Annotated in this window: 10 protein-coding genes; 8 read left to right on the top strand and 2 right to left on the bottom strand. The window is 40.3% G+C overall.

Annotated elements, in window-relative coordinates:
- Positions 1 to 354 precede the first annotated feature (354 nt).
- The 4 genes from pruA (at position 355) to ACI48O_RS01965 (ending at position 4,665) form a co-directional block, all read left to right on the top strand.
- Positions 355 to 1,902, top strand: coding sequence for an L-glutamate gamma-semialdehyde dehydrogenase (pruA, locus tag ACI48O_RS01980; RefSeq protein ID WP_435560016.1), 1,548 nt, complete (start codon positions 355 to 357; stop codon positions 1,900 to 1,902).
- 465 nt (positions 1,903 to 2,367) lie between these two features.
- Positions 2,368 to 3,651: an isocitrate lyase gene (gene aceA / locus ACI48O_RS01975; RefSeq protein WP_435560015.1), complete on the top strand. Its 1,284-nt coding sequence runs from the start codon at positions 2,368 to 2,370 to the stop codon at positions 3,649 to 3,651.
- 247 nt (positions 3,652 to 3,898) lie between these two features.
- The gene (locus tag ACI48O_RS01970; protein ID WP_435560014.1) at positions 3,899 to 4,354 is read left to right on the top strand and encodes a YueI family protein; all 456 of its coding nucleotides are present in this window, start codon (positions 3,899 to 3,901) and stop codon (positions 4,352 to 4,354) included.
- Positions 4,355 to 4,482: 128 nt separating this feature from the next.
- On the top strand, positions 4,483 to 4,665 hold the full coding sequence (locus ACI48O_RS01965; RefSeq protein WP_435560013.1) for a DUF6954 family protein: 183 nt from the start codon (positions 4,483 to 4,485) through the stop codon (positions 4,663 to 4,665).
- A gap of 460 nt (positions 4,666 to 5,125) precedes the next feature.
- On the opposite strand, the gene ACI48O_RS01960 is transcribed toward ACI48O_RS01965, so the two are convergent.
- Positions 5,126 to 5,788, bottom strand: a complete 663-nt coding sequence (locus tag ACI48O_RS01960; protein WP_435560012.1) for a DNA-binding response regulator — start codon at positions 5,786 to 5,788, stop codon at positions 5,126 to 5,128.
- Between the two features lie 1,006 nt (positions 5,789 to 6,794).
- On the opposite strand from ACI48O_RS01960, the gene gatC reads away from it, so the two are divergent.
- The 3 genes from gatC to gatB are packed head-to-tail and all read left to right on the top strand — an operon-like array spanning position 6,795 to position 9,997.
- Entirely contained in the window at positions 6,795 to 7,085 is a 291-nt protein-coding gene (gatC, locus tag ACI48O_RS01955) for an Asp-tRNA(Asn)/Glu-tRNA(Gln) amidotransferase subunit GatC (protein WP_435560011.1), read from the top strand.
- Between the two features lie 13 nt (positions 7,086 to 7,098).
- Complete coding sequence (gene gatA, locus ACI48O_RS01950; RefSeq protein ID WP_435560010.1) at positions 7,099 to 8,556, top strand: Asp-tRNA(Asn)/Glu-tRNA(Gln) amidotransferase subunit GatA; 1,458 nt, start codon at positions 7,099 to 7,101, stop codon at positions 8,554 to 8,556.
- A gap of 13 nt (positions 8,557 to 8,569) precedes the next feature.
- Positions 8,570 to 9,997, top strand: coding sequence for an Asp-tRNA(Asn)/Glu-tRNA(Gln) amidotransferase subunit GatB (gatB, locus tag ACI48O_RS01945; protein WP_435560009.1), 1,428 nt, complete (start codon positions 8,570 to 8,572; stop codon positions 9,995 to 9,997).
- Positions 9,998 to 10,071: 74 nt separating this feature from the next.
- Here the strand turns inward: gatB and putP are convergent, their stop codons facing one another.
- Complete coding sequence (gene putP / locus ACI48O_RS01940; RefSeq protein ID WP_435560008.1) at positions 10,072 to 11,550, bottom strand: sodium/proline symporter PutP; 1,479 nt, start codon at positions 11,548 to 11,550, stop codon at positions 10,072 to 10,074.
- Between the two features lie 377 nt (positions 11,551 to 11,927).
- On the opposite strand from putP, the gene ACI48O_RS01935 reads away from it, so the two are divergent.
- Positions 11,928 to 12,869 carry a diacylglycerol kinase gene (locus ACI48O_RS01935; RefSeq protein WP_435560007.1) on the top strand — a complete coding sequence of 314 codons (942 nt, stop codon included), beginning with the start codon at positions 11,928 to 11,930 and terminating at the stop codon, positions 12,867 to 12,869.
- The last annotated feature ends 132 nt before the right edge of the window (positions 12,870 to 13,001 follow it).

The raw sequence follows: 13,001 nt of genomic DNA, 5'->3' as shown, positions 1-13,001 counted from the left end.
TATCAATAGAAAAGCTAAGCAAAAAGAAGGCAAACGCAGTTTGTCTTCTTTTTTTGCATGGCTGTAAAAAAGAACAATGTTAATTTTGAGCACTCTGTTGATTGAAGCGGAAGGTGCGAGACTCCTGCGGGAGAAGGTGTCACGGGAGACCCCGCAGGCGCTATGGCGCCGAGGAGGCTCCCGGACTCCCCCGCGGAAAGGGAGCACCTGTAGCGGAAATCAACAGCCAAATATAAAACAGTCTTTTGTAAAAACATAATTTTAGAATATAAAAAATCGTTGCAATATTTGTGAGACTGTTTGCGTAATGATAAAATAGGGGGTGAATTCAGCTAAAATATAGGAGGCGGTAAGATGGTACAACCATACAAACACGAGCCCTTTACAGATTTTTCAGTTGAAGATAACCGAAATGCATTCCTTCAAGGGCTGCAAACAGTTGAAAGCTATTTAGGTCAAGACTATTCCTTAAGGATTGGCGGGGAATCTATTTCAACTGAAGAAAAAATCGTATCGTATAATCCTTCTAACAAACAAGAGATCATTGGCCGTGTTTCAAAGGCAAATCGAGAGTTAGCCGAAAAAGCAATGCAAGCCGCAGTCGAAGCATTTAAATCTTGGCGTAAGGCAAAACCCGAAATGCGAGCGGATGTATTATTTAAAGCCGCAGCCATTTTACGCCGCCGCAAGCATGAATTCTCTGCACTTTTGACCAAGGAAGCAGGAAAGCCTTGGCGAGAGGCAGATGCAGACACAGCTGAAGCAATCGATTTTCTAGAATTTTATGCGCGTCAAATGCTGCGCATTAAAGATGGTGTTCCGGTGCAAAGCCGGCCGAACGAATATAACCGCTATGACTATATACCATTAGGTGTCGGAATCATTATCTCTCCGTGGAATTTCCCATTAGCAATCATGGCAGGAACCACGGTCGCAGCAATAGTCGCTGGTAATACAGTATTATTAAAACCTGCTTCGACTACACCTGTCGTAGCGGCAAAGTTTGTGGAAGTGTTAGAGCAAGCTGGACTTCCAAAGGGTGTAGTTAATTTTGTCCCGGGCAGCGGAGCGGAGGTCGGCGACTATTTAGTCGACCATAAAGACACACGGTTTATCAGCTTTACCGGCTCAAGGGATGTTGGTTTGCGGATAAATGAGCGGGCCTCCAAATTAAACGACGGACAAATTTGGCTTAAACGGGTTATTGCTGAAATGGGCGGGAAAGATACGATTGTTGTAGATCGTGAAGCGGACTTGGAACTGGCAGCTCAATCGATTGTGGCATCCTCATTTGGCTTTTCCGGTCAGAAATGTTCAGCCTGCTCTCGAGCAGTAGTTGTAGAAGATGTCTACGAGCAAGTATTGGATCGTGTTGTTGAGCTAACCAATCAACTTACGGTCGGAAATCCGGAAGAACAGGGCACGTTTATGGGACCTGTCATTGACCAGTCCGCTTTTAATAAAATAATCGAGTATATTGAAATCGGCAAACAGGAAGGTAGACTGGCTGCTGGGGGCAGTGGCGACAGTTCAAAAGGGTACTTTATTAACCCGACCGTTTTTGCTGATCTTGATCCAAAGTCCCGGTTAATGCAGGAAGAGATTTTTGGACCCGTTGTCGGCTTCTCAAAAGCAAGGGATTTTGATCATGCATTAGAAATTGCCAATAATACCGAATACGGCCTTACAGGCGCCGTGATTACTAAGAATCGCGAGCATATGGAAAAAGCGCGTGAGGAGTTCCATGTTGGAAACCTTTATTTTAATCGGGGCTGTACGGGGGCAATCGTTGGGTATCAGCCGTTTGGCGGTTTTAATATGTCAGGAACAGACTCTAAAGCCGGCGGACCCGATTATCTGCTTCTTCATATGCAGGCGAAAACCACGTCAGAAATGTATTAATAATAGAATGATAGCAAGAAGGCTCTATCTCTGTTGAGATGGGGTCTATTTTTTTGGGGAATGGACGAAAGGGACAAGTTAGAGCGCAAGAGAATGCGTAATCAGGATTCGGAAAATTTTGTCGAAAATAAATTCTGAAAAATCTAAAAAAGGTGGTTCCATTTTTAAAAAGTCTGTTATATAATACAAACAGAACGATGATTCACTGTGTTATAACATTTGAAAAGTTATTAATGAGTGCATTGATAATTCAAGGTTTTTTGCACAATGAATGATCAATCGCCTATGCTCTATGGGTGAGAATTGAGCGAGTGCTCGGAAGCAATATGTAATGGTAGAGCTTGTCGAAAACTCACTCTCGCTAAGTCTTGATTGATTTCATAGTTTTCACATATGGAATCTTAAGATTAATAGTTTACAAGGTTTTACAAAGGGGTATTTAAAAAACAAAGGAGGATTTTTTTCATGACAAATGAAAGAGCAAAACAATTACAAGAAAGCTGGGAACTAGACGCACGTTGGAAAGGTGTAACAAGACCTTACACTGCTGAGGATGTTCTTAAATTACGCGGTTCAATCGATATCGAGTACACTTTAGCTCGTCGTGGATCTGAAAAACTTTGGAAGCTAGTGAACGAAGAAGATTTCGTAAACGCTCTTGGAGCATTAACTGGTAACCAAGCTGTTCAACAAGTTAAAGCTGGTCTTAAAGCAATCTATTTGAGCGGATGGCAAGTAGCAGCGGATGCTAACCTTTCTGGTAATATGTATCCTGACCAAAGTTTATACCCTGCAAACAGTGTTCCAGCTGTAGTAAAGCGTATTAACCAAGCATTACAACGTGCTGACCAAATCACTCATGGCGAAGGCGACAACTCAATCGACTGGTTCGCTCCAATCGTTGCAGATGCTGAAGCTGGATTCGGTGGTCAATTAAACGTATTTGAATTAATGAAAGGCATGATCGAAGCTGGTGCTTCAGGCGTTCACTTCGAAGATCAACTTTCTTCTGAGAAAAAATGTGGTCACTTAGGTGGTAAAGTATTACTTCCAACTCAAACTGCTGTTAAAAATTTAATTGCTGCTCGTCTTGCTGCTGACGTAATGGGTGTTCCAACTGTATTAATCGCTCGTACTGATGCTAATGCAGCTGACCTTATCACTAGCGATGTTGACCAATATGATGGAGCTTTCATCACTGGCGAACGGACTCCAGAAGGATTCTTCCGCACTAAAGCTGGTATCGACCAAGCGATCGCTCGTGGTTTAGCTTACGCTCCATATGCTGATATGATCTGGTGCGAAACTTCTGAGCCAAATCTTGAAGAAGCTCGTCAATTTGCTGAAGCTATTCATGCTAAATTCCCTGGCAAATTACTTGCTTACAACTGCTCACCTTCATTCAACTGGAAAGCTAAGCTTGATGACGAAACAATCGCTAAATTCCAAGTTGAACTAGGCAAAATGGGCTACAAATTCCAATTCGTTACACTTGCAGGTTTCCATGCATTAAACCACAGCATGTTCAACCTTGCTTTAGGCTACAAAGATCGCGGTATGGCTGCATACTCTGAGCTTCAAGAAGCTGAGTTTGCTTCTGAGAAAGATGGCTACACAGCAACTCGTCACCAACGCGAAGTTGGAACTGGCTACTTTGACCAAGTTTCTATGATCGTTTCTGGTGGTACTTCTTCAACAACAGCTCTTAAAGGCTCAACTGAAGAAGAGCAATTCCAAGCAACTAAGTAATTTGGTAATTAGCAATCCGTTTTAAATTTAGCTTAATTTTTACCTTGTGATTTTTACTCCTATATTTCTCCTATATGTTCCCTTCTCTTCATCTTGAAGAGAAGGGTTTTTTTTTGCGTTAATACTGTGAAGTTGTGGGGGACAGTCCCCCACAACTTCACAGCGTTAAAGGGTTTATGGGTTATTTGCACGCTTTTATGGAATGCTACATACATAGTATTAGTCCTGTATGAGGGGAGGTTTCAACTTGTCAAATTCGAAAATGGATGAGTATTTGCAGCAGGGCATCCATGGGGCTAAAGAGACAAAGCCGGATGAGCGGCGAAGATTTTTAACGACGTTACGCGAGCGGGTTGTGGTAGCTTTAACGGTTGAACAAGTAATGGAAAAAGGTGTAGTGAAACAGGTCGAATTGTTGATAAAGGAAAATGCTTCAGCGCATTTGTTTCTAAATGGCCATTTAGATTATTCCAACCTCCAAAAATATATTTCGATCGCACAAAAGGTTAATTGCGAATTTACTATAGTTACAAATAAGGATTATCAATCAGACCTAGGCTTGGTTTTGGCTCAAGATCACGCTATCGATCAACAGGATATCTTTATTGGAAAGGAAGAGCCGGAACCTGTTCAGGAAGAAGGAAAGGGAAAAGAAAAGGAAAATGGCCTTCTCGCGAAGTTTCAAAATATCTTCAAAAAGTAACAAAGGCTAGCTGCCGTTCCATGAATCTAGACTGTTCCCACAATAGTGCTAACATTAGAATAAAAACTTCATTTGGCTGTAACCATTACGATCGGTAGAGCGTCATATGTAATAAAGAGGTGTTGTCTATGAGATGGCTTGTACATGTAATCTTCATTATTTTTTATTTGCTGGTAACCTTTTTCGGCCTCGGCCCTGTTTTATTTGCCGACGGAGTCGTACAGGAAAGAATATATACAGCATTAATCGTTTTTGCCATTTATGGAGTCCTCACATATTTTTACCTAAAATTTATTAGAATGAAAAAATAAACGCCAATCCATCAAGCACTGACCCGGGTTTACTTCTAAAGGGTTCCGTTTTGAGGTGCTTTTCTTAAAATACGTGCCGAAATGATAGTCGTATTGGCATCGTTATTGGTAAATAAAAAAGTAAAACTCGCCAATTGGCGAGTTTCTTTATTAAAAATACAAAACCTTATTTATATAAAACCACACTTATTTGTGATACGGTTCCTCGTGACGCATCAAAATGAGGTTCTCATCTCTATTCCTTTTGATTGATGAACCCAGCAAGGGAAAAATAAGCGGATATTTTCCGGCTAAATACAGCACGGAGCTCGTTTCGAGGTAAATAAGGGGAGATTTTCCGGTTATTCAAAGCAAAATACCACATTTTCACGTTTTTCGAGTCAATAAGCGGAATTTCTCCGTCTATTTGAGCTATTTTTTATAAAAACTACTGATTAAGCGGAATTCTTCCGTCTATTAATCAGACCGGGTCCTTAACCTGATCCCCTAATCGATAAGTGCGGATTCTCTTCGTTCCAGATGCGGGGATCAGCATCTTTTTTTCGACTAGTAGAGAAAGTACTTTTTTTACCGTCTTGTCACTTAGCTTTAAATACTTCTCGACTTCAGTTGGGGATATGTCTTCTCCTTTTCGAATCACTAGCCGAAGCACTTCCTTTTCAAGAAAGGACAGAGAAGTCTGGTCCAGCTCATCACCCAGCCATCGGCCTATCACTTGCTGAACAACCTGTTGGCATCTACGGGGATTCTCTTTCACTTGGTCAAAAGAAAAGCGGACCACGGTCCATCTATCAATCACCAGCTGGTTTTGACGTTCTAGATTGTCGGAAAATTGCCATCTGCTAATGTTCTTTAGGTGGGGGCCATATCCGTCGATCTCTAAGCAAATCCGTATGCCGGGACGAATATAAGCAAAATCCAAATACCTTTTGCCATCCTTGAAATCATCAACCTCATATTCAGGATGAAGATACTTGAATTGGTAAAATAATGGCCACCACACTTGCTTCAAAAACAACATTTCAGCCTGTTTGTGACCTTCTTGTAGGCGCCGCAACCGTTCACCGGTTCTTGCCTGTAAATGAGCATTCAAAAAGGCCTGGTATTCTTCTTCAAATCCCATACATCCCTCTCCTATCTTAAAAACATTCACAACATAGGCATTTTATAACATCCAATGAATCATCTCCATTATTGTTCATTTGGATTTTTAGACATTTTTTGGGAAACTCTGGAAATTAATGTGTGGTAGATGATAGTGAAAATAAGAGGATTAATATGACATCAACTGGAGGAGTGTAAACGGCAAATAAGTAAAGCGGAGTAGCAAAGATAAAAAGAAATTTTTAGAAAAACTCGCGGATAGAACTAATTTTAGTTTAATAGAATTCTTACAAATGTCAATCAAGTTACTTTAACATTCGGCAATAATTCCAATAATTTTCATTCTAGCCTCTCCCACCCCTAAGGAGAGGCATTTGGTTAAAACCTCATATACTTATGGTAAGGTTCACCGTATTACATCAAAAATGAGTTTCTCTTGGATTTTTGAGATAAAACTCACTCTCTTTTAAATAATATGTCTTGTCCATAATCAAGTAACTAGCAAAAGTATAATAAGCGGAGATTTTTCCGTTAGATGAAGAATGGAGCTCGTTTCGGGGTAAATAAGGGGAGATTTTCCGGTTATTCAAAGCAAAATACCACATTTTCACGTTTTTTGAGTAAATAAGCGGATTTTCTCCGTCTATTTGAGCTATTTTTTATAAAAACTACTGATTAAGCGGAATTCTTCCGTCTATTAATCAGACCGGGTCCTTAACCTGATCCACTACCGATAAGACCGGACCTTCTTGATTCTACATGCAGGAATCATTATTCAAACGTTTGATTAATAAGGAATATCCCATATATATCAAGGCTTGGGCTCTATTTAATCAAACGTTTGGTTAAAACAATTCAAAGTGTTTAATTTTTGTCTTTTTTGCCACGTTTCTCTGCTTTTTTCATGGTAAAATAGGCAAAGGATTACGATATCAAGATAGGTAAACATTGTTGCTTTAGTGCGGAAAAGTTTGTTATCATCTTAGTATTGTGTGACTGTTCGAACAAATTTGGAGGTGACAATTATGTCAAGGATTTCAGTAGACCAAGTAAAGCATGTCGCCCATTTAGCGAGACTTGCGATTACAGAAGAAGAGGCTGAAAAATTTACAAAGCAATTAGATGCGATTATTACTTTCGCTGAGCAATTAAACGAACTGGATACGGACAACGTGGAACCAACCTCTCACGTATTAGAATTGAAAAATGTCTTGCGTGAAGATATTCCACAAAAAGGTCTTCCTCGGGAAGAAGTATTGAAAAATGCACCTGAGCAACAGGACGGCCAAATTAAGGTGCCGGCTATTATTGAGTAAGGAGGGGAATACAATGAGTTTATTTGACCAAAAAATTGCTGATCTTCATGAACTACTACATAAAAAAGAAGTGTCTGTTTCTGATTTAGTGGATCAATCCTTCAAACGCATCAATGAAGTAGAAGATAAAGTTCAGGCGTTTTTAACATTAAATGAAGAAAATGCACGCGAAACTGCAAAAAAATTAGACGAAAAGCTTGGCACGGATGAAGCAAAAGGACTTTTATTCGGGATGCCAATCGGGATAAAGGATAATATCGTTACCAAAAATCTGCGCACAACATGTGCTAGTAAAATTCTCGATAATTTTGACCCGATCTATGATGCAACCGTAACCCAAAAGCTAAACCAAGCTGAAACGGTGACGATTGGGAAATTGAATATGGATGAGTTTGCGATGGGTTCCTCTACAGAAAACTCAGGCTTTCAGCAGACGAAAAATCCGTGGAACCTTGAAACAGTACCTGGGGGATCTTCAGGTGGATCTGCTGCGTCTGTCGCAGCTGGCGAAGTTCTGTTTTCATTAGGGTCTGACACTGGCGGTTCGATTCGTCAACCAGCGGCTTATTGCGGAGTGGTGGGCTTAAAACCAACATATGGCCGAGTGTCCCGGTTTGGTCTAGTAGCTTTTGCTTCATCATTAGACCAAATTGGACCAATCACAAGAACCGTTGAGGACAATGCTTATTTGCTCCAAGCTATTTCCGGTCATGATTCAATGGACTCAACTTCAGCTAATTTACCGGTTCCAAACTTTGTAGAAGCCTTAACAGGTGATATAAAAGGTTTGAAAATTGCCGTGCCAAAGGAATACTTAGGTGAAGGGGTTCAAGAAGAAGTTCGTCAATCTGTGTTGGCTTCATTAAAGGTACTAGAAAACCTTGGTGCAACTTGGGAAGAGGTTTCGCTTCCGCACTCTAAGTATGCGTTAGCAACCTATTATTTATTATCCTCATCTGAGGCGTCAGCAAACTTATCCCGTTTCGATGGAGTACGCTACGGATATCGTACGCCTAATGCTGAGAACTTAATTGATATGTATAAGAAAACTCGTGCTGAAGGATTTGGTGATGAGGTAAAACGCCGCATCATGCTTGGTACTTTTGCATTAAGCTCTGGTTATTATGATGCTTATTATAAAAAAGCACAGAAAGTCCGCACATTAATTAAACAGGATTTCGAGAATGTTTTTGAAAAATATGATGTAATTGTTGGACCAACTACACCAACACCTGCGTTTAAACTAGGTGAGAAAACAGCTGATCCATTAACGATGTATGCCAATGATATTTTAACCATCCCGGTGAATCTTGCTGGTGTACCAGGAATTTCAGTACCATGCGGATTCTCAAATGGTTTACCATTAGGATTACAAATTATCGGTAAACATTATGATGAATTGACTGTTTACCGTGTCGCACATGCGTTTGAACAGGCAACTGATTTTCATAAACAAAAACCTGAATTGTAAGGGGTGAGAAACAATGGAATTTGAAACAGTGATTGGACTAGAAGTCCATGTTGAGTTAAAAACAGATTCAAAAATATTTTCAGCCAGTCCGAACCATTTCGGGGCTGGGCCAAATATGAATACAACTGTCATTGACCTTGGTTATCCTGGCGTATTACCAGTATTGAATCGCAAAGTGGTTGATTTCGGGATGAAAGCATGCATGGCCTTAAACTGCGAAGTCGCAACCGAAACAAAATTTGACCGTAAAAACTATTTCTATCCGGATAATCCAAAAGCCTATCAAATCTCACAATTCGATAAGCCGATTGGTGAGCACGGCTATATCGACATTGAAGTAGATGGCTACAAGAAAAGAATCGGTATTACCCGCATTCATTTAGAAGAAGATGCCGGTAAGCTAAATCATGGCAAAGGCTATTCATTATGTGACTACAACCGTCAAGGAACGCCGCTAATCGAGATCGTTTCAGAGCCGGATATCCGCACTCCAAATGAGGCGTATGCCTATCTGGAAAAATTAAAATCGATTATCCAATATACCGGTGTTTCCGATTGTAAAATGGAAGAAGGTTCACTAAGATGTGATGCCAATATTTCGATTCGACCAGTTGGACAAGAAGAGTTTGGGACGAAAACGGAGTTGAAAAACCTTAACTCGTTTAACTTCGTTCGTAAAGGATTGGAATATGAAGAAAAACGTCAACGAGAAGTGGTTCTTGCCGGCGGAGTGATTGACCAGGAAACACGCCGTTTTGACGAGGCAACGGGTGCAACATTACTTATGCGTGTAAAAGAGGGCTCTGATGATTATCGCTATTTCCCTGAGCCGGATCTACCAGATATTTATATTGATGAAGAGTGGAAAGCCCGCATTCGTGCTGAAATACCTGAGCTTCCGGATGCCCGCATTAAGCGATATACTGATGAATTAGGATTGCCGGCCTATGACGCAACGGTATTAACCGTAACAAAGGAAATGTCCGATTTCTTTGATGAAACAGTTAACGCAGGTGCAGATGCCAAACAAGCGTCAAACTGGATTATGGGTGAGGTTTCTGCCTATTTAAAAGCAGAGCAAAAAGAACTTCATGCAGTGGCGTTAACACCTGAAGGACTGGCTGGGTTGATCAAGCTAATCGTGGATGGAACGATTTCTTCGAAGATTGCTAAGACGGTCTTTAAAGAGTTAATCGAGCAGGGTGGAAATGCCGAGCAAATCGTCAAGGACAAAGGTTTAGTGCAAATTTCTGATGAGGGTGCTCTGTTAAAAATCATTTCTGAGATTTTGGATGCTAATCCACAATCGATCGATGATTTTAAAAACGGAAAACAAAAGGCAGTTGGCTTCCTAGTTGGACAAATAATGAAAGCTACAAAAGGACAAGCTAATCCACAAATGGTCAACAAGCTGTTAGTTGAGGAAATCAATAAGCGCTAAAATAGACTAAGATTCTATTGCTAAACATAAAAAAAAGTTGATGGAGACATTCCATCAACTTTTTTTAAGCTAATTTATTCATTTTTTAAATTATGAACGGTATCAGCAAAGTCTTTTTCAATTTCATCGTTGTGCTTATGTGTCATTAAGCTGACAACAATAATGACGATAAAGTTTAAAACAAACCCTGGAACGATTTCATAAAGTATTTTCCCTAGACCAACGTTTTCCCAGATGATCACGGTTAGTGCTCCGCTGATCATTCCAAATAATGCTCCCCATTTGGTCATCTTTTTCCAATACAGGCTCATTAAAATAATTGGACCGAATGCTGCGCCAAATCCTGCCCATGCATAGGCGACGAGGTCTAGAATTGTATTGTTTGGATTTAATGCCAAAAGGGCTGCCACAATTGAAACCGCGAGAACGGCTACTCGTCCCCAAAAAATATAAGCTCTATCCGGGGCATTTTTGCGAATTAACGCTCTGTATAAATCTTCGACAATTGCGCTTGATGTTACGATTAGCTGAGACGAAATCGTACTCATGATCGCTGCCAATACTGCCGCTAACAAGAATCCGGAAAATAGAGGATGGAATAAAATTTGCCCTAGCTCGATAAAGATTGCTTCAGGATTAGCCAGCGTGTATTGTGGGTTTTTTTCAAAAAAGGCAATCCCAATTAAGGCCATAAGGATTGTACCGATTAAAGAAAAAATCATCCAGCTCATTCCAATGATCCGAGCACTTTTTGTTTCTTTAATCGTTTTAATAGCCATAAAGCGAACAATAATATGAGGCTGTCCAAAATAACCAAGCCCCCAAGCCATTGCCGAAATAATCCCAATCGTTGAGGTACCTTTAAACCAATCAAGTAAGTGCGGATCGACCATTTTAATCGTTTCAATCGTTTCGGCAGGTCCTCCCGTCTGGAGGATTGCGAGACCAGGGACTAAAAGAAGTGCGATCACCATCATGAGTCCTTGAATAAAATCAGTCCAGCTTACCGCTAGAAATCCACCAAATAATGTGTAGGCTACGACAACAGCTGAGACAATTAATAAGCCGACATGATAATCCACATCAAAGGAGTTTTCAAAAAATACTGCTCCTGACACCATTCCTGAGGAAACGTAAAAGGTAAAGAAGACAAGAATGACAATTCCCGAAACAATTCTCAGCATTCTGGAGTTGTCCTTAAAGCGATTTTCAAGGTAACCCGGAATTGTAATCGAGTCGTTGGCTACTTGTGTGTAAGACCGGAGTCTAGGTGCTACCAGACGCCAGTTTAAATAAGCGCCGATCGTTAGACCAACGGCAATCCAAGCATCCGCTAACCCGGAAACATAAATTCCGCCGGGTAATCCCATTAACAGCCAACCGCTCATATCTGCAGCACCAGCACTTAATGCCGTTACGGCAGGGCCTAAGGAGCGTCCGCCAAGCATATAATCGGTAAGGTTCTTTGTTTTATTGTAGGCGTACCAACCGATAAGGAGCATACCTACCATGTATATCGATATAGAAATAAGTTGAACAATTGCATTTGACAAGATTTTTCCGCCTTTCCTCCTATTAAAAAATAAACAATTTTTAAATAATATTTTATCATCTAAGAAAGCATCTGCTCAATCATTATTTTCTGGAAGCTCCATTGCCTTTTAATTTTTAGTCTTTCTTGAAAAATAGGAATGAAAAACTGTATTATGTTAAAATAGCTAAGTGGTCCATCCGCCACCAATTTCATATAGTTGTTTTGGAAAAACATTTCTGCTATTGAGTTGAAAAAAATAGGGTGGTTTAAAAGAAGCGTAAATTAGCAAGGTTCAAAAACATAAGTCTTGACGAAACTGAACGGACAGATTATGTTAAAAGATGGTAATGTTTCATCGAACGAAGAATTTGAATTATATTTAATAGGATGATGGATATGAAACGAGCAAGAGTCATTTATAATCCAACTTCTGGTCGGGAAATCTTCAAAAAGCATCTTCCAGAAGTATTACAAAAACTCGAAAACGCTGGCTATGAAACATCATGTCATGCGACATCAAGTGCTGGAGATGCTACCTATGCAGCACGCATTGCAGTGGAACGAAAATACGATTTGGTTATCGCTGCAGGAGGAGACGGAACGATTAATGAGGTAGTGAACGGGTTAGCTGAGCAAGAATACCGACCTAAACTGGGAATCATCCCTGTTGGTACGACCAATGATTTTGCTCGAGCACTTCACATTTCACGAGATATTTTGGGAGCGACTGATATCATCGTGAAGGGAGATACAATTCCAGTTGACATTGGGAGAATGAATGACCGTTATTTTATCAATATAGCTGGTGGTGGCCGCCTAACCGAGCTTACATATGAAGTACCAAGTAAGTTGAAAACAATGTTAGGGCAACTCGCGTACTATTTAAAAGGAATGGAAATGCTGCCGTCGATTCGTGCAACTGAAGTTAGCATTGAATATGATGGAAAGATTTTTGATGGAGAGGTTATGCTTTTCTTGGTCGGGTTAACCAACTCGGTTGGCGGATTTGAGAAGCTTGCTCCAGATTCCTCGATTAATGACGGCTTATTTACGTTATTAATTTTAAAGAAAGCAAACTTAGCTGATTTTATTCGGATTGCTACTTTAGCGATTCGTGGTGAACATGTAAATGATCCTAGTGTTATTTACACAAAGGCGAACCGAATTAAGGTTCATTCCAAAGAAATCGTTCAGTTGAACCTTGATGGAGAGTTTGGTGGGTTATTGCCTGCTGAGTTTGAAAATCTTTATCGCCATTTAGAGGTATTTGTTCCAATTGAAGAAATTCGTCCAGAGGACCGCCCTGATCGTTGGGAAAGTTCTGCTAGTGAGGAATAAATGAGGGTTCGCTCAAACCATTTGAGCGAGCTCTATTTTTGTTTGTACTTGTTTGTAAAAATAAGGAAGCGTTTCGCTTTTTTTATAGAGATAAACATAATGAATTAATACTAGGCAAGAAAGATTCGATAA

This window comes from Neobacillus terrisolis (assembly GCF_051233475.1).
GTDB lineage: Bacteria > Bacillota > Bacilli > Bacillales > Cytobacillaceae > Bacillus_BU.
The sequence above is the reverse complement of the archived record's forward strand: the minus strand, read 5'-3'. Positions and strand labels throughout refer to the sequence as shown.